21 protein-coding genes are annotated in these 16,216 nt (G+C 73.7%); 7 read left to right on the forward strand and 14 right to left on the reverse strand.

From position 1 onward, the window contains the following. Window positions 1–2: 2 nt before the first annotated feature. Window positions 3–1,010: a LacI family DNA-binding transcriptional regulator gene (locus KBX43_RS21735; RefSeq protein WP_210886878.1), complete on the forward strand. Its 1,008-nt coding sequence runs from the start codon at window positions 3–5 to the stop codon at window positions 1,008–1,010. A gap of 108 nt (window positions 1,011–1,118) precedes the next feature. Next, the gene (locus KBX43_RS21740; RefSeq protein ID WP_210886880.1) at window positions 1,119–2,024 is read left to right on the forward strand and encodes a GNAT family N-acetyltransferase; all 906 of its coding nucleotides are present in this window, start codon (window positions 1,119–1,121) and stop codon (window positions 2,022–2,024) included. Here the strand turns inward: KBX43_RS21740 and KBX43_RS21745 are convergent. After that, window positions 2,017–2,535, reverse strand: coding sequence for an O-acetyl-ADP-ribose deacetylase (locus KBX43_RS21745; protein ID WP_166457601.1), 519 nt, complete (start codon window positions 2,533–2,535; stop codon window positions 2,017–2,019). The genes KBX43_RS21740 and KBX43_RS21745 overlap by 8 nt on opposite strands. Window position 2,536: 1 nt before the next feature. After that, entirely contained in the window at window positions 2,537–3,328 is a 792-nt protein-coding gene (locus KBX43_RS21750; protein ID WP_210886883.1) for an EI24 domain-containing protein, read from the reverse strand. Window positions 3,329–3,368: 40 nt separating this feature from the next. On the opposite strand from KBX43_RS21750, the gene KBX43_RS21755 reads away from it, so the two are divergent. Further along, window positions 3,369–4,361: a YafY family protein gene (locus tag KBX43_RS21755; RefSeq protein WP_209963430.1), complete on the forward strand. Its 993-nt coding sequence runs from the start codon at window positions 3,369–3,371 to the stop codon at window positions 4,359–4,361. Here the strand turns inward: KBX43_RS21755 and KBX43_RS21760 are convergent. Continuing rightward, complete coding sequence (locus KBX43_RS21760) at window positions 4,352–5,266, reverse strand: SDR family oxidoreductase (protein ID WP_064446698.1); 915 nt, start codon at window positions 5,264–5,266, stop codon at window positions 4,352–4,354. The two genes, KBX43_RS21755 and KBX43_RS21760, sit on opposite strands and share 10 nt — an antisense overlap. 77 nt (window positions 5,267–5,343) lie before the next feature. Here KBX43_RS21760 and KBX43_RS21765 point away from each other — a divergent pair, with 77 nt between their 5' ends. Continuing rightward, window positions 5,344–6,015, forward strand: coding sequence for a DNA polymerase beta superfamily protein (locus KBX43_RS21765; protein ID WP_210886886.1), 672 nt, complete (start codon window positions 5,344–5,346; stop codon window positions 6,013–6,015). Between the two features lie 5 nt (window positions 6,016–6,020). Here KBX43_RS21765 and KBX43_RS21770 read toward each other — a convergent pair whose 3' ends face one another. The 5 genes from KBX43_RS21770 to KBX43_RS21790 form a co-directional block, all read right to left on the reverse strand. Continuing rightward, on the reverse strand, window positions 6,021–6,758 hold the full coding sequence (locus KBX43_RS21770; protein WP_043328035.1) for an alanyl-tRNA editing protein: 738 nt from the start codon (window positions 6,756–6,758) through the stop codon (window positions 6,021–6,023). 11 nt (window positions 6,759–6,769) lie between these two features. Then, a complete protein-coding gene (locus KBX43_RS21775) occupies window positions 6,770–7,657 on the reverse strand; it encodes an alpha/beta fold hydrolase (protein WP_043328034.1) in 888 nt (295 codons plus the stop codon). After that, on the reverse strand, window positions 7,654–7,968 hold the full coding sequence (locus KBX43_RS21780; RefSeq protein ID WP_013288803.1) for a DUF2516 family protein: 315 nt from the start codon (window positions 7,966–7,968) through the stop codon (window positions 7,654–7,656). Before KBX43_RS21780 ends, KBX43_RS21775 begins: the two co-directional genes overlap by 4 nt. Before the next feature lie 71 nt (window positions 7,969–8,039). After that, window positions 8,040–8,846, reverse strand: coding sequence for a hypothetical protein (locus tag KBX43_RS21785; protein ID WP_210870716.1), 807 nt, complete (start codon window positions 8,844–8,846; stop codon window positions 8,040–8,042). Beyond that, on the reverse strand, window positions 8,843–9,478 hold the full coding sequence (locus KBX43_RS21790; RefSeq protein ID WP_210870712.1) for a helix-turn-helix domain-containing protein: 636 nt from the start codon (window positions 9,476–9,478) through the stop codon (window positions 8,843–8,845). Before KBX43_RS21790 ends, KBX43_RS21785 begins: the two co-directional genes overlap by 4 nt. Window positions 9,479–9,591: 113 nt before the next feature. On the opposite strand from KBX43_RS21790, the gene KBX43_RS21795 reads away from it, so the two are divergent. Beyond that, window positions 9,592–10,392: an alpha/beta hydrolase gene (locus tag KBX43_RS21795; RefSeq protein ID WP_307851565.1), complete on the forward strand. Its 801-nt coding sequence runs from the start codon at window positions 9,592–9,594 to the stop codon at window positions 10,390–10,392. A 121-nt stretch (window positions 10,393–10,513) separates the two neighbouring features. Here the strand turns inward: KBX43_RS21795 and KBX43_RS21800 are convergent, their stop codons facing one another. The 4 genes from KBX43_RS21800 to KBX43_RS21815 form a co-directional block, all read right to left on the reverse strand. Next, complete coding sequence (locus KBX43_RS21800) at window positions 10,514–11,473, reverse strand: asparaginase (RefSeq protein WP_307851566.1); 960 nt, start codon at window positions 11,471–11,473, stop codon at window positions 10,514–10,516. Window positions 11,474–11,567: 94 nt separating this feature from the next. Continuing rightward, complete coding sequence (locus KBX43_RS21805; RefSeq protein ID WP_210886889.1) at window positions 11,568–12,410, reverse strand: 3-keto-5-aminohexanoate cleavage protein; 843 nt, start codon at window positions 12,408–12,410, stop codon at window positions 11,568–11,570. A 112-nt stretch (window positions 12,411–12,522) separates the two neighbouring features. Next, complete coding sequence (locus KBX43_RS21810) at window positions 12,523–13,632, reverse strand: folate-binding protein YgfZ (protein WP_187694629.1); 1,110 nt, start codon at window positions 13,630–13,632, stop codon at window positions 12,523–12,525. Next, the gene (locus KBX43_RS21815; protein ID WP_082930986.1) at window positions 13,629–14,036 is read right to left on the reverse strand and encodes a Fur family transcriptional regulator; all 408 of its coding nucleotides are present in this window, start codon (window positions 14,034–14,036) and stop codon (window positions 13,629–13,631) included. The genes KBX43_RS21810 and KBX43_RS21815 overlap by 4 nt, the downstream gene beginning before the upstream one ends. Before the next feature lie 91 nt (window positions 14,037–14,127). Here KBX43_RS21815 and KBX43_RS21820 point away from each other — a divergent pair, with 91 nt between their 5' ends. After that, window positions 14,128–14,985 (forward strand): aminotransferase class IV, encoded by an 858-nt coding sequence (locus KBX43_RS21820; protein WP_210886892.1) that lies wholly within the window; start codon window positions 14,128–14,130, stop codon window positions 14,983–14,985. Between the two features lie 73 nt (window positions 14,986–15,058). On the opposite strand, the gene KBX43_RS21825 is transcribed toward KBX43_RS21820, so the two are convergent. Further along, window positions 15,059–15,646: an FABP family protein gene (locus KBX43_RS21825; protein WP_030504451.1), complete on the reverse strand. Its 588-nt coding sequence runs from the start codon at window positions 15,644–15,646 to the stop codon at window positions 15,059–15,061. Window positions 15,647–15,650: 4 nt separating this feature from the next. Continuing rightward, on the reverse strand, window positions 15,651–15,755 hold the full coding sequence (mtfM, locus tag KBX43_RS31945) for a small membrane protein MtfM (protein WP_043330899.1): 105 nt from the start codon (window positions 15,753–15,755) through the stop codon (window positions 15,651–15,653). Between the two features lie 12 nt (window positions 15,756–15,767). On the opposite strand from mtfM, the gene KBX43_RS21830 reads away from it, so the two are divergent. Continuing rightward, a complete protein-coding gene (locus tag KBX43_RS21830) occupies window positions 15,768–16,142 on the forward strand; it encodes a DsrE family protein (RefSeq protein ID WP_043328020.1) in 375 nt (124 codons plus the stop codon). The last annotated feature ends 74 nt before the right edge of the window (window positions 16,143–16,216 follow it).

The following is a 16,216-nucleotide window of genomic DNA, read 5'->3' on the forward strand; positions in this document are numbered from 1 at the left end:
GGATGACGACGGCACAGCGACCGACCCTGGAGGCGGTGGCCCGGCTGGCCGGCGTGTCCCGGGCCACCGTCTCCCGGGTGGTGAACGGCTCGACCACTGTGGCCGAGCCGATCCGGCAGGCGGTACGCCGGGCGGTCGAGGAACTCGGGTACGTCCCGAACCTCGCCGCCCGCAGCCTGGTCACCCAGCGGACCGACTCGGTGGCGCTGGTGCTGCCCGAGGCGGCCACCCGGGTCTTCTCCGACGACCAGGTGTTCCCGGGCATCATCAGGGGCGCGGCGCAGGAGCTGGAGGCGGCGGACAAGCAGCTCGTGCTGATGCTCGCCGGCTCACCGGCCGGACACGAACGGGTCGAGCGGTACACCACCGGGCGGCACGTCGACGGGGTGCTGTTCGCCTCGCTGCACGGCGAGGACCCGCTGCCCGGCCGGCTGGCCCGCCTCGGCATCCCGGTGGTGTGCAGCGGACGGCCGCTGGACGGCGCCGACGTGCCGTACGTGGACGTCGACCACGAAGGCGGCGTGAGCACGGCGGTCCAGCACCTGATCGCGAGCGGACGCCGTCGGATCGCCACCATCGCCGGGCCGCAGGACATGGTCGCCGGAATCGAGCGGCTGATCGGCTACCGCAGCGCGATCACCGAGGCCGGGCTGCCGGAGCTGGTCGCGTACGGCGACTTCACCCGGGAGTCGGGCACCGCCGCGATGCGCGAGCTGCTCGCCGCCGACCCGGAACTGGACGCCGTCTTCGCCGCCTCCGACCTGATGGCGCACGCCGCCCTGCGGACGCTGCGGGAGGCCGGGCGGCGGGTGCCCGAGGACGTGGCGGTGATCGGGTTCGACGACATCGAGACGGCCGCGTACACCGAGCCGCCGCTGAGCACCGTGCGGCAGCCGATAGTGGAGCTGGGCCGGTCGATGACCCGGCAGTTGCTGCGCATAGCGGCGGGCGAGCAGGTCGAGCAGGCGCTGGTGCTGCCCACCGAGCTGGTGCTGCGCGAGTCCGCGTAAGGAAGGGCCCCCTCTTAACGCCTCCGGTAGAGGAGGGGGCCCTTCTTAACAGCCCGCCCCGCGTTAACCGGTCGCGGCGCGGGTGGCGGCGGGTCTAGGGTCCGCCGGATGAACGCAGCCGAGATCCGTCCCGCCCGTCCCGACGACGCGCCCGCCGTGGTGGCGTTACGCGCGCTCGTCTATCCGTATCTGGTGCGCGGCGTCGAGTCGACCCGCCGCATGATCGCCGAACCACCGCCCGGCGAGGACTGGGCGGCCTGGGTCGCCGAGGCGGACGGCGACGTCGTCGGCTGGGCGTCGGCGTACCGCAACACGCAGACCTCGACGCCCGGCGTGGGGATGATCTCCCTGCTGCACGTACACCCGGCGCATCGCCGCCACGGCACCGGCGCGGCGCTGTTCGACACCGCGCTCGGGCACCTGCTGACGCTCGGGTCCACCGAGGTGCTCACCTACGCGCATACCGAGTCGCTGCCGTTCGCGCAGCGGCACGGCTTCACGCCCAGCCGGGAGGTGCGCTACTCGGCACTGGACCTGAGCACGCCCCCGCCGATGCCGCAGGCGCCGCCGGGCGTACGGCTGGTGTCCGCCGCCGGGCTCGACCCGCGACTGGTGCACCGGGTCGACGCCGAGGCGTCCCGGGACGAGCCGGGGGACGTGCCGACGGACTCGCTCGGCTTCGACCTGTGGCGCCACGAGTGCTGGGACAACCCCGGGCTGGACCGGGCGGCCAGCACGCTCGCCGAGGTGAACGGGGAACTGGTCGCGCTGAGCCTGGTCAAGCGGGACGGCGACCGGATGTGGTCGGACTTCACCGGCACGCTGCCCGCCTACCGGGGCCAGGGCTTGGCCCGGCTGACCAAGCAGGCCGCGCTGCACGCCGCCGCCGCTCGCGGGGTACGGACCGCGTACACCTCAAACGACGAGGCGAACGCGCCGATGCTGGCGGTGAACGAACGGCTCGGCTACCGGCCGGTGGACAGCCAGTGGTCGTGCCGGCGCGCGCTCAGCTGAGCCCGGCGGCGACCCGCACCGCTGTGGCGTACGTGTCCGCGCCGAACAGCACCAGCCGCGCCTCGGTGACGTGCGCCGGGGTGGCCGCGTGCAGCACGGTGAGCGCCTGCGCCACCGCGTCGTCGACCGGCCAGCCGTAGATCCCGGCGGAGATCAGCGGGAACGCGACACTCGTCGCGCCGAGCCCGTCGGCGATGCGCAGGCTGTTGGCGTAGCAGTCGCGCAGCAGCGCCGAGCGGTCCTCGCCCGGCGAGAAGACCGGGCCGACCGTGTGCACCACCCAACGCGCGGGCAGGTTGCCGGCGGTGGTGGCTACGGCCTGGCCGGTGGGCAGCCCGCGCCCGTAGCGGGAGGCGCGCAGCGCCCGGCACTCCTCCAGGATCGCCGGGCCGCCGCGCCGGTGGATCGCGCCGTCCACGCCCCCGCCGCCGAGCAGCGACGAGTTGGCGGCGTTGACTATCGCGTCGACCTGCTGCGCGGTGATGTCCCCCTCGATCAGGACGGTGTCCATCTCAGCTCTCCTCGATCGGCTGGCCCAGCGACCGGCGGGCCAGCAGCGCGGCCCCGGCCACGGCGGCCGGCATGACCAGCACCGCGCCGAGCGGGATCAGGAAGCACAGGAAGACCGCCACCCCGAAGCCGAGCGCCGTCGGGCGGTCGGCGCGCAGCCGTGACCGCCGGTCCGGCAGCCGCATCCCGCGCCGGTAGAACGGCGCGCCGACCAGCTCCAGCGCCAGGAACCAGCCACCCACCAGGGCGCCGACCACCGGGACCACCGTCTGTCCCACCACCGGGATGAAACCGGCGGCGAACAGGGGTACGCCGATCAGCGCGGACAGCGCCACCAGGCGCAACGAGTCGGCGAGGCTGCGTCGCAGCGAGGACCAGAACGGCACGTCCACGGCGCCGGGGGTGCCGCCGAGCCGGTCCTCGACCCGCTCCGAGATCGCCTCGTAGAACGGGTCGCCGATGACGAGCGTGACGGCGGTGAACGTGAGCACCCCGACCAGCCCGGCGACCCCGACCACCGCCAGCCCGGCGGCGACCCGCAGCAGATTGCGCCAGGGCGACGACCAGTCGTCGGCGAACGGGGTGAGCCAGCCCGCCAGGTCGCCGACGAAGTAGAGCAGCGTGGCGAACAACGCCACGTAGAGCGCGCCGGTGATCAGCGCCGGGATCACGCCGAGCAGCATCAGCTTCGGGCTGCGGACGTACATGCCGAAGCCGCGCAGCAGCAGCCCGGCGCCGCCGAGGAAGCGGGTGGCCGCGCCGGTGACCGGCGCGATCGTACGGGAGGCGTTCACGACGGCACAGCCTAATCTGCCGGTGCACCACAATGGGCCGGTGCGTGCGTCCCGGCTGATCTCGCTTGTGCTGCTGCTCCAGTCGCGGGAGACGATGACCGCTGCCGAGCTGGCCCGCGAGCTGGAGGTGTCCGAGCGGACCGTCTACCGGGACGTGCTGGCGCTCTCCGCCGCCGGTGTCCCGGTGTACGCGGACCGGGGCCGGGCCGGCGGCTACCGGCTGCTGGGCGGCTACCGGACCCGGCTGACCGGGTTGAGCCGGGACGAGGCCGAGGCGCTGTTCCTGGCCGGGCTGCCCGGACCGGCAGGGGACATGGGACTGGCCGACTCGGTGGCCGCCGCCGAGCTGAAGGTGCTCGCCGCGCTGCCGCCGAGCCTGCGGGACGCGCCCGCCCGTACCGGGCAGCGGTTCCACCTGGACGTCCCCGGCTGGTTCCGGGAGACCGCGCCCCCGCCCGCCCTCGCCGAGCTGGCCCGGGCCGTCTGGCGGGACCTGATGGTGGAGCTGCGCTACCGGCGCGGGGACCGCGAGGTGACCCGCACGCTGGCGCCGTACGGGCTGGTGCTGAAGAACGGGGTCTGGTACCTGGTCGGCCGGGTCGGTGACGGCTGGCGGACGTACCGGGTGGACCGGGTTGTCTCGGCCGAGGTGAGCGCCGACGGCTTCGACCGGGACGAGGACTTCGACCTCGGGGCGTACTGGCGGGAGCAGGCCGGCGCGTTCCTGCGCGAGCTGCTGCGGGAGCGGGTCACCGTGCGGCTCGGCCCGGCCGGGTTGCGGGCGCTGCGGCACCTGGTGGACGCGCCGTTCGTCTACACCGAGGCGGTCGACGCGGCCGGTCCGCCGGACGAGCAGGGCCGGCTGGTGCTGCGGCTGCCTGTCGAGTCGGTCGATGTGGCGTACACCCAGTTGCTAGCGCTCGGCCCGGAGGTGGAGGTGCTGGCGCCGCCGCGGCTGCGGGCGCGCTTCGCCGAGGCGGCCCGCCGCGCGGCGGCGCTCTACACCGATCCGCCGTCAGACGGTCAGCGGTAGCCGTCCGGGTCGGCCGGCTTACCAGGCTTGACCACCTCCTCGTAGTAGCGGGCCCAGTGCGGGCGGCTGCCGTCGACGTCGGTGAAGCCGTACACCTGGGCCAGACCGCCGCTGTCCAGCGACTTGCCGTTCCAGCGGGCCCGGTCCGGGTCGGCGGCCAGGGCCGCCACCGCGCGCCCGACGAACGCCGGCGTCTCCGACATGACGAAGTGGGGCTCGGTCTTCGCGCCGTCACGCCAGTTCGCCTCGGTGACGCCGTAGTGTTCGAGCATCGCCTCCGAGCGCAGCCAGCCCGGCGTGAGCGCGACGGCGGTGCAGCCGTGCGGGGCCAGCTCGTGCGCCTGGCTGAAGCCGAGCCGGTTCACCGACACCTTCGCCAGGTCGTAGAAGACCGACAGGCGGTACTCGCTGTCGTTGTGCTCCTTGGTGCCGTCGCCGACCTCGACGACCAGGCCGCCCGGGTTGCGGATCAGCAGCGGCAGCGCGAAGTGGCTGGTGATGATGTGCGTGTCGACAGCCAGCCGCAGCGTGCGGAAACCGGCGTCGAGCGGCTGCTCCCAGACCGGCTTCTCCCAGGTGATCAGCGGGTCGGCGCCCCAGACGTCGTTCACCAGCACGTCGAGGCGGCCCTGCTCGGCGTCGATCCGCTCGACCAGGGCGCGTACCTGCTCGGGGTCGAGGTGGTCGACAGCGACGGCGATTCCGGTGCCCCCGGCGGCGGTGACCAGCTCGGCGGTCTCCTCGATGGTCTCCGGCCGGTCCATCTCGGAGCGGCGCTCGCGGGTGGTGCGGCCGGTGGCGTAGACGGTGGCCCCGGCGGCGCCGAGCTGCACGGCGATCTGCCGGCCGGCGCCCCGGGTAGCGCCCGCGACGAGCGCGACAGTTCCGGTCAGTGGTGAGTTCATGGGATCACCGTGTCAGCGATACCTGACAACGGAAGTCCGGTTTTCCCGAACGAACCGGATGGGCGATCATCACCGGTATGCACCTGCTGCTGTCCGGGATCGTCGGCTCGGTCGCGTACGGTCTGGCCGGACCCGGCTCGGACACCGACCGGCTCGGCGTGTTCGCCGCGCCCACAGTCGCGTTCCACGGCCTGCGCCCGCCCCGCGAGTCGGTGGTCACCACCGACCCGGACGTCACGCTGCACGAGGCCCGCAAGTACGCGCTGCTGGCGCTGAGCGGCAACCCCACCGCCACCGAGCTGATGTGGCTGCCCGACGACTGCTACGAGACCCGTACCGGGTTCGGTGAGGAGCTGATCGCGATCCGGTCGGCGTTCCTCAGCGCGCCGCGCGTCCGTGACGCCTACCTCGGGTACGCCGCGCAGCAGTTCCGCAGACTCGCCGGCCGGCCCGCCGACGCCGGTGGGCGGCTGCGCTCGGCGAAGCACGCCCGGCACCTGGCCCGGCTGCTGCACCAGGGCCGGGTGCTGTACGCGACAGGCGTACTGGAGATCCGCCTCGCCGACCCGGAGTGGTTCCGCGCGTTCGGCGAACGGGTTTCCGGCGGCGCGCTGGAGGAGGCGCAGGCGCTGGTGGCGGACGCCGAGACGGAGTTCGACCGGATCCGCTCACCGCTGCCGGAGCGCCCGGACGAGGAGACGGTGGAACGCTGGCTGCTCGCCGTCCGGGCGGCGTACCTGCCGCGCTGAGCGGGTCAGTCCGCCAGGCGTACGCGTACCCGGCGGTTGGCCCGCCCCTTGCTCTCCACCTTGACCACCTGGACCTTGCCGATCTGGGCGGTGGAGGCGACGTGCGTGCCGCCGTCGGCCTGCACGTCCAGCCCGACGATGTCCACGATCCGCACCTCCTGCTCCTCCGGCGGGATCAGGTTCGACTGGGTACGGATGATGTCCGGCAGCGCGAGCGCCTCGGCGCGCGGCAGCACCCGCACCGCCACCGACCGGTCGGCGGCCACCTCGGCGTTCACCAGCTCCTCGATGCGGGCCTTGAAGTCCGGCGGCACCTCGGGCAGGTTGAAGTCCATCCTCGCCTCGCCCGGCTCCATGTTGCCGCCGGTGACGAGCGCGCCGAAGTCACGGAACACCACGCCGCAGAGCACGTGCAGCCCGGAGTGGGTACGCATCAGCATGGTCCGGCGGGCGTCCTCCACCGCGCCGACCACCTCGCTGCCGACCGGCGGCACCGGGTCGCCCTCGGCCGGGATCAGCCACAGGTCGTCGCCCTTGCGGGTGCCGACGATCCGGGTCTGTACGCCCTGCCACAGCAGCACCCCGTGATCCGGCGGCTGCCCGCCACCACCCGGGTAGAACGCGGACCGGTCCAGCACGATGCCCTGCTCGGGATCGGCCGCCAGCACCCGGCAGGTCCACTCGCGCAGGGTCGGGTCGGCGAGGTCGAGCCGGTGCGTACGGCCGTGGTGTGTGACGCCCATGGACGGCGACGTTACCCGTTCAGGAACTCCGAGACGCGCCCCCGCAGGTCGGCGCGTTCGGTCCAGAGCACGCCGGGCCTGTCGTACACGTGCAGTGTGGCGTTCGGGAGCGCGGCGGCGAGCCGTTCGGCGACGGCGACCGGGTGCAGGTCGTCGTCGGCGGCGGCGATGACCAGCGCCGGCGCGGTGACCGCGGCGAGCGACCCGGCGTCGTCGAGCGGGGCCTGGGCTGGCAGGTCGGCCAGCCCCGGCGCGAGCCCGTCGCGCAACAACTGGTCGAGCCGCTGCCGCAGGTAGGCCCAGCCGGCCGGGGTGTTGCGCACCGACGGCGGCAACTCCAGCGACACCACGTCGGCCAGCGCCGAGGCGTCGCCCTCGGCCACCGCGTCGAGCAGGCCGGTGAGCCGGGCGCGGGCCACCTCGCCGCGCGGTGTGTCCAGCACGGCGGGCAGGAAGAAGACGAGTCTCTCGAAGCGTTCCGGGCTCTCCGCGAGCAGCCGGCAGAGCGCGCCCGCGCCGAGGCTCGCGCCGAAGGCCCGGGTCGCGCCGCTCAGGTCCGCCATCGCGCGCAGGTCACGGGCGAGGTCCAGGTAGGTCCACGGGCCGGGCGGGGAGTCGGAGCGGCCGTGCCCGCGGAACTGGAAGAAGACGCGCCGCCCGGCGACGCCGCTGCCGAACGGGCGGGTGGTGGCGATGCCACTGCCCAGCCCGTGCGCGAACACGGTGACTGGGTCACCCGTGCCGGTGACCAGCCGTTCCAGGCTCACCCCGTGCGGGGTGGCGACCAGCTCCGTCTCCGGCTCGGGCAGCGCGGGACGCCCGGTTCGGGGCGCGCCGGGGCCGGGCCCCCAGGTGCGGGGACCGCCGTCCGGCGGCGGAGGCCAGCGGAAACCTCTCACCAGGACCCTCGGCCGTCGTGCAGGTCCCGCAGGCCGGGCCGCACGTCGAGCAGGTAGATCAGACCGGCGGCGATGCCGATCAGTCCGAACAGGCTGATCGGGCCGAAGCCGAGCAGGGTCAGCAGCAGGCAGACCGCCAGGATGGCGACCCAGCCGCCCTTGGGCAGCGTGCCGAGCGCGGCGAAACCGTCGCCGCGCTGGGTGACCGCGTGCACCAGCGCCACTCCCTGTACGACCAGGGCGAAGACGAGCAGGATCAGCTGGATCACGTCTTGGACTGCGAACGCGAAGATCGGCGCGGCGATGGCCATGGGGGCAAGCTTATGCCGAGACCCCGGAAACGTCCGACAAGACGTTGTCCGGGGTCCGGTGGAGCATCAGGTCACTCGGCGGCCGGGCGGGTCCGCTTCGTGGCCTTCGGGAGCTTCGCCGACGGGGTGGCCGGCTTGGTGGCCTTGGTGGCGGTCGTCTTGGCGACGGCCTTGGTGGCGGTCGCCTTGGTGGCGCGGGTGCGCTTCACCGCGGCCGGCTTGGCGGCCACCGCCTCGGCCACCTCGGCCGGGCTGGGCACATCGGTCGTCGCGGCGGCGGTGTCCGGCTTCGCGGCCATCTCGGCCTTCGTCGCGACCGCGGCCTTCGGGGTGACCTCGGCCTTCGGGGCCACGTCGGTGCCGGTGGCCTCGGTGGCCTGGATGTCGGCGTTCACCGTGTCGGCGGCCTCCAGCACGCCGGCGCCGACGACACGCTCACCACGGGCGACCAGTTCGGCGTACGCGGCCAGCGCGCGCTCCTGCGCGGCGTGCGCGCCGGCCACCACGACAGCGGCGTTGCGGGTGGCGGCCTCGCGGAGCTTCTCCAGGTTCGCCGCCTCGCGCAGCTTCTCCAGGTTCGCCGCCTCGCGCAGCTTCTCCAGGTTGGCGGCCTCGCGGAGCTGGTCGAGGTCGGTGGCGACGGCGCGCTCGCGCAACCCGGTCGCGGTCTGGTTGGCGGTCTTCAGCGTCTCGGTGGCCTTCTGGCGCAGCTCGAAACCGGTGACGACGGCCTTGCCGCCGAGGTCGGTCACGACCCGGGTGCCGAGGCCGCTGACCACGGTGGGCAGCTTGCGCAGCTGCTCCAGGGCCAGCTCACCGGCGCCGGCGGCGGCGTAGAGGGGTGCGGGGATGCGGTTGGTCTTCGGCTGGGTGGTCATGACTGCTCCTCTTCGGCCGCACCGGCGGCCTTCCGGGCCGCCCGGCGGGCGGCCGCTTGCTCAGGGGCGGCGGTGGTCGGGGCGGGCGCGGTGGTCGGGGCGGGCGCGGCACCCGCTTCGGTGACGGCTACCGATTCGAGGACCGCCTCGGTCGGCGTGCCCTCCGGCGTGACCGGACCGGTAGCGGCCGCCGCCACTGTCGCCGGGGCCTCCGGCGCGGTGGCCGGCTCGGTCGCGGCGGCCTTCTCGGCCGTCTCCGCCGCCCCGGCGGCCTCGGTCGCCTCGGCCAGGCGGGCGTTCTCGCGCCGGAACGTCTCGTAGATCTGGGTGAGCGACTGCTTCTGGGCCATGGTCAGCTCGGGGTCGACGGCGATCGCCGCGAGCACGCCCTGCCCCTCCTTGTCGTCCAGCAGCCCGGCCCGCAGGTACATCGCCGGGGTGGAGACGCGCAGCGCGCTCGCGAGCTGCTGGAGCACCTCGGCGCTCGGCTTGCGCAGCCCTCGCTCGATCTGGCTCAGGTAGGGATTGCTGACACCCGCCTGCTCGGCGAGCTGGCGCAGTGAGATCTTCGCGTTGCGCCGCAGGTCGCGAATGAACCCGCCGACATTGGGAAGGTCCTTGCTGGTGGCCATGACTCAACGCTAGCTCGGTCCGCTAACTGCTGCAAGCAAAACGCTAGCCAGAGTTAGCAGGGTCACCGATGGCGGGTTGCGGAGCCCATGTCCGTTCCGTACGGTTCTCCCCCGTGACCAAGATCGATATCAACGGTGCCCAGCTCGCGTACGACGAGAGCGGCACCGGCACCGCCGTGGTGCTGCTGCACGCCGGCATCGCCGACCGGCGGATGTGGCGCGGGCAGATCCCGGCACTCGCCCAGCGGCATCGGGTGATCGCGCTGGACCTGCGCGGCTACGGCGAGTCGGAATTGCCGCCCGCGCCGTTCGCCCACCACGACGACGTGATCGGGCTGCTCGACGCGCTGGGCATCGAGCAGGCCGCGCTCGTCGGCTGCTCGTTCGGCGGCCGGGTCGCGGTGGACACCGCGCTCGCCCACCCGCAGCGGGTCTCGGCGCTGGCGCTCTTCGGCGCGCCCGTCTCCGGCAACGAGTGGTCCGAGGAGACCGAGCAGCTCTGGGAGGAACTGGTCGGCGACGTGGACCCGGAGGACTTCGCCGCCACCGCCGCCGGGGAGGTGCGGTTCTGGGTGGTCGGCCCGACCCGCCGCCCGGAGGACGTCGACCCGGAGCTGATCCGGTTCGCCGAGGAGATGGACCGCCGGGCGCTCGCCGCCGAGCAGGCGCTGAGCGCGGTCGACGTCGACGAGCTGGACCCGCCGGCGATCGACCGGCTGGGCGAGCTGCGCGTACCGGTGCTGGTCGGCACGGGCGCCGACGACCTGGCCGACATCCGCCGCCTGGCCGACCGCATCGCCGACGAGGCCCCCCGGGGCATACGCATGCCGGACGTCCCCGACGCGGCCCACCTGCTCCCCCTGGAGCGCCCCACCGAAACCAACACCGCCCTCCTGCCGTTCCTCCCCTCCTGACCGCCCCACTTCTCTCCCCTCGCCGCGTTGATCTTGCACTTGCAGCCCTCGGCACGCCTGGAATGCGCATTTCGCCGGGGCAGTAAGTGCAAGATCGCCGGGGGTAGAGGGCGGGGAAGGGTTACCAGGTGGGGCGGATGGCTCCTACCGGGAGGCCGCCGCCGAGCAGGGGTGGTTCGGCGTACTCGGTGAGGATGGGGGCGCGCACGTCCAGGCGCGCCAGGGCCGACACCAGGACGGGTGTGCGGGCCCTGGCCGCGCCGTCGTCGATCTTCAGCGCGACCGCGCCGACCCCCGGGACCGCCGCCGCGATCACACCCTCCGCGCCGATCTTGGCGAGCAGACCGGGTACGCCGCGCATCAGCCGCGTGTCCTCGGCCTGGGTACCGCCGACCAGCTCCGGGTACGTGCGCATCGCGTCCGCCACCGTCCGCTCGACGGTGCCCGGCTCGGCCTCGACCAGCCGCAGGAACGCCCGCGCCAGCCCGGTCAGCGAGACGGCGAGCACCGGCGCGCCGCAGCCGTCCACCCCGACCGCCGCCGCCCGCTCCCCGGTGAACTCCTCGATCGTGGCGGTCAGGCGCTGCTGGAGCGGGTGCTCGGGCCGCCAGTAGCCGTCCAGCGGCCAGCCGGCGGCCAGGCAGGTGCGCAGCATGCCGGCGTGCTTGCCGGAGCAGTTCATCAGCACCCGGGCGGGACCGCCGCCGGCCCGCAGCACCGCCTCCCGGGCGGCTTCGCCGACCGGCAGGTCCGGCGGGCAGTGCAGCGCGTCCCCGGTGAGGCCGCCGCCGCGCAGCAACGCGGTGACCCGCTCGATGTGGAACTCCTCACCGGCGTGGCTGGCCGAGACGAGCGCCAGGTCGGCCGGGTCGGTGAGCGGCAGCCCGGCCCGCAGCATCCCGATCGCCTGCATCGGCTTGTTGGACGAGCGGGGGAAGATCGGCGAGGTCACGTCTCCGGCCCCGGCGACAGGCGCTCCGGCGGCGTCGAGCACCACCACGGAACCCCGGTGGAAGCCCTCCACGAAACCGGACCGGACCACCTCGGCGAGCGGCGCGCCGCCCTCGTACGTCTTTCCCACGTAATGGACCGTACCGATGGGGCGGGCCCGGCCGACGGCGGGGTGACCTGCGGCGTCGCCCGGGGCCGTACAGGGCCGGCGGCCGGTACGCCGCTTACCGGCCGGTGGCCGGAAGACCGAGCAGCGTACGGGCCTCGGCGGTGGTCAGCGGAGGCCGCTGGGCGAGCTGGGCGAAGCCGACCGCCCGCGCGACGAGCTGCATGTTGGACTCCACCGGGCGCCCCTTGGCGTACGTGACCGTGTCCTCCATGCCGACCCGCAGGTGACCGCCGGTCGACAGCGACGCCAGCATCACCGGGATGGTGCTGCGCCCGATGCCGGTGGCCGCGAACGTGGTGCCCTCGGGCAGGTCACGCAGCATCTGCTGGGCCGCCACCAGGGTCGCCGTGGTGCCCGGCATGCCACCCGGCACCCCCATCACGAAGTCGACGTGCACGTGCCCGCCGTGCGGCAGGCCGTACTTGCCGAGCAGCCGCTGCAGGGCGGTGAGGTGGCCCAGGTCGAAGATCTCGTACTCGGGGACGACGCCGCGTTCCTGCATCCGGGTGTGCAGGTCGACGATGAACTCCCACCGGTTGAGGAACACGTCGTCGCCGAAGTTGACGGTGCCCATGGTGCAGGAGGCCATGTCCGGCGCGGCGTCGAGCACCGCCAGCCGGGCGGACTCCGGGTCGGTCACCGCACCCCCGGAGGAGAGCTGCACGATCAGGTCGGTGCTCTCCCGCAGCGCCGCCACGGTGTCGCGCAGCCGCCCCTGGTCGAGCGTGGGCCGCGCCTCGTCGTCGCGGATGTGGACGTGGATCACGGCGGCGCCGAGCGCCTCGCACTCCTTGGCGGTCAGCAGCAGCTCGTCGAGCGTCACCGGCAGCGCCGGCACCTCAGCCTTCGCCGACTCCGCGCCGGTGGGGGCAACCGTGATCAACGTCCCTGTCGTCATGCCCCGGATCCTAGACCGGTGCCCGACGCCGGGTCGACCGGAGGATTTCCGGTGCGGGCGCCGTTAAGAAGGGACCCTTCCTCTACCGGAGGCGTTAATAGGGGGCCCTTCCTTACACGTCGATGGCGGCGGCGCTCTCGCCCACGAGCAGGCGGGCGTCGTCGGGCGTGTTGCGCTTCAGCACGGCGAGCGCCACCTGACCCAGCTCGAAGTGCTGCACGGCGGTGCCCACGAAGCCGACCGTCCGGCCGTCGAGCGTCACCGGCGTACCGGCCACCGGCGGCTGGTCGCTCGCCACGCCGTCCAGATGCAGCAGGACCAAGCGGCGGGGCGGCTTGCCCAGGTTGTGCACCCGGGCCACCGTCTCCTGGCCCCGGTAGCAACCCTTGTCCAGGTGCACGGCCGGGGCGATCAGGTCCACCTCGGCCGGGATCGTCCGGTGGTCGGTGTCCACCCCGGCCCGTACCTGCTTGGCGGCGACCCGGACCGCCTCGTACGCCCACAGCCCGGCGACCGGCACCCCGGCGCCGCGCAGTTCGGCGACCACCCCGTCCATGGCGGCGCGGGGCACCAGCAGGTCGACGCCGAGCGCCACCCGGCGGGCCCAGCCGCCGACCGGCAGCGGCTTGACGTCGTACACCACGGAGGGCCGCGCGGGCAGCTCGCCGGAACGGAACTTCGGACCCGGCACCGCCGCTACGTCGGGAGCCGCCAGCCCGGTCACGCCGAGCGTGTCGAGCGCGCCGGGCGCCTCCGGCCCGACCAGCGACAGCAGCGCGAACTCGGCGGTGGCGTCGCGCGGGTCGACCTTGCTGAAGAACCGCATCTTCTCCAGGTACGACAGCAGGCCGCCGGTCATGCCCGGCTCGGTGTCCAGCCAGGTGGTCTCGCCGTCGTCGGCGACCATCGCGTGCTGCTCGACGTGCCCGTGCGGGGAGAGCACCAGCAGTTCGGTGCCCTGCCAGGGGGCCAGCGCGGCCAGGTGCTGGCTGGTGAGCGTGTGCAGCCAGCTGATCCGTTCCTCGCCGGGCACCGCGACCACGCCCCGGTGCGAGCGGTCGACCAGGCCCACGCCGGTGGCCAGGAGCCGCTGCTCACGCATCGGGTCGCCGTAGTGCGCGGCCACCGGCGCGACACCGGCCGCCCGGTGGGCCGGCTCGGGCTGGTCCCGGGTCTGGTCGTCGATGCTGTCGGTGGTCACCGCTCCGGCGATGTCGATCATGCGTGTTCCCCGTTCAGTGTGCAGCGGCCGCAGACCCCGAAGAGCGCGACGTGCCCGATGTCGACCTGGAATCCGCGCTGGTCGGCCAGCTGGTCGGCGAGCGGGCGGAGCATCTCGGGTGAGATCTCGTCGATCGCCCCGCACTCCCGGCACACCAGGTGCACGTGCTGGTGCTCGCCGGCCGCGTGGTAGGTGGGCGCGCCGTGCGAGAGGTGCGTGTGCGTGACCAGACCGAGCCGCTCCAGCAGTTCCAGGGTGCGGTAGATGGTGGTGATGTTGACGCCGGCCGCCACCTCGCGGACCGCCGTGTGTACCTGCTCCGGGGTGGCGTGCCCGAGGTCGAGGACGGCCTGGAGCACCAGCTGCCGCTGCGCCGTCAGCCGCAGCCCGCGCGCGCGGAGCATTTCCGCGAGGGAGGATTCGGACACCCTTCGATCATAGTTCGGCCGCCGCGCCGGTCCGTCCGCCGCCGGGGTACGCCACTACGCTGCGCCCGTGGAGGCGACGCGGGTGGCGGTGCTCGGCCGGGGGCTCGTACCGGCCGGTGAGCCGGTGCTGCGCGGCGACGACCGGGGTGTGCTGCACGGCGACGGCCTGTTCGAGACGCTGCACCTGCGCGACGGGCTTCCCTGGCTGCTGGAGCCGCACCTGGCCCGGCTGCGCGCGGGCGCGGCGGCGATCGACCTGCCGCTGCCCCCGGACGACGCGCTTGTCGAGCTGCTGGACGCGGTCCGCGCCGGCTGGCCGCCGGAGACCGAGGGCGCGTTGCGGCTGGTCTGCACCCGGGGGCCGGAGGGCGGCCGGCGGGCCACGGTGTACGCCACGCTGGGCGAGGTGCCCGCCGCCGCCCGGCTGGCTCGGCGTACCGGGGTGACGGTGGCCACGCTGCCGCTCGGGGTGGCCGCCCGGTCCCGCCCCGAGCTGGGGTGGCTGCCGAACGGCGTGAAGTCCACCTCGTACGCGCTCAGCACCGCCGCCCGGCGCTGGGCGCAGCGGACGGGCGTGGACGACGTGCTCTGGGTCTCGACCGACGGCTACGTGCTGGAGGGACCCACCGCGAACGTGGTGTGGCTGCGTGGCGGGACGCTCTGCACGGTGCCGGCGACGCAGACCGGAATCCTGCCCGGCGTGACCGCACACCACCTGGTGAGCCGTGCCGGAGAGCTGGGCCTGACCCCGGCCGAGCACCTGCCCACAGTGCCCGACCTGCACGCCGCCGAGGCGATCTGGCTGACCAGCTCACTACGCGGCCCCACGGAGGTCACGACCCTGAACGGAACCCCCCGCCCGAGTTCCCCCCTGACCCCCCGCATCCAGGCCCTCCTGAACTTCCCCCGGCCCTCCCCCCGTTGATCATGAAGTTGGCGGTGACAAATCGGGCAGCCGACCCCGTCAACTTCATGATCAACCGGGGAAGCGGGACGGGTCAGCCGGCCACCCGGGTGAGGCGGGCGGAGAGGTGCGGGCTCAAGGGCTGACCCACGGCGGCCATCTCCTGCGCGTACAGCAGAGCGCCCTCGACGATGCCGAACAGCCGGGCGCCGGCGGTGACCTCCTTCGCCGTCGCGGTACGCACGACCGCGTCGGTGGCGAACTCGATCTGGGTGCCCTTGCGCTTGCCGATGTGCAGCTCCATCACGCCGGTCGGCGTGGTCATCAACGCCTCCAGCTCGTCGGTGACCCGCTCACCGTCGAGCACCGGACGCCACCAGCCCACCTCGCGGCCGGCCGGCCGGACCGGACGGCTCTGCTCGTCCAGGATCCAGGCCCGCGACTCGTAGAACAGGAACGGCCGGCCGTCGTGGCTGATCCGGATCTCCTGCGCGTAGTCGAAGTCCTCGATCGTCGGGAACCCACCCCGGCCCCGGCCGCGCCACACCCCGATGTACGGCAGCAGGCCGTCCAGGCTCGGGTGCAGCTTCGGGCCGACGCGCAGGTCGTGGCTCTCCTCGTACGGGTACTCCTCGACCGGCGGCGCGTTCAACCACGGCGGCTGAAGCGGATTCTCACTCACAGATTCACCACTTACCTCTAGCTATGCGGACCGCGAGATAGGCCAGGCCACCGGCGAGCGCGCCCAGGCCGGCGACCAGCAGGCTGACGAACCCGATCTCGGTAACCATCCGGACCATCCTATGCTGGGTGGCATGGCGCGCTCTCTCGTCGTCAAGGCCACCGCCGGCGCGGACTCCCCGGAACGCTGCGCCCAGGCGTTCACAGTCGCCGCCACCGCCGCCGCGGCCGGGGTGGACGTCTCGCTCTGGCTCACCGGCGAATCGACCTGGTTCGCGCTCCCCGGCCGGGCCGAGTCGTTCGAGCTGCCGCATTCCGCGCCACTGGGCGAGCTGCTGCACGTCGTCCTGGCCACCGGCCGGGTGACCGCCTGCACCCAGTGCGCGGCCCGGCGGGACATCGGCACCGGCGACGTCATCCCCGGCGTACGCATCGCGGGCGCCGCCGTGTTCGTCGAGGAAGCGATGACCGAGGGCGCACAGGCGCTGGTCTACTGACAACCGGCCCGGGTTGTCCATTCTGCCCAGTGCGCCGATCCTGACCCGGCATGTCCGGATGCTGCCTACCATGC

The sequence above is a fragment of the Micromonospora sp. C41 genome (assembly GCF_018070485.1).
GTDB classification, from domain to species: domain Bacteria; phylum Actinomycetota; class Actinomycetes; order Mycobacteriales; family Micromonosporaceae; genus Micromonospora; species Micromonospora chalcea.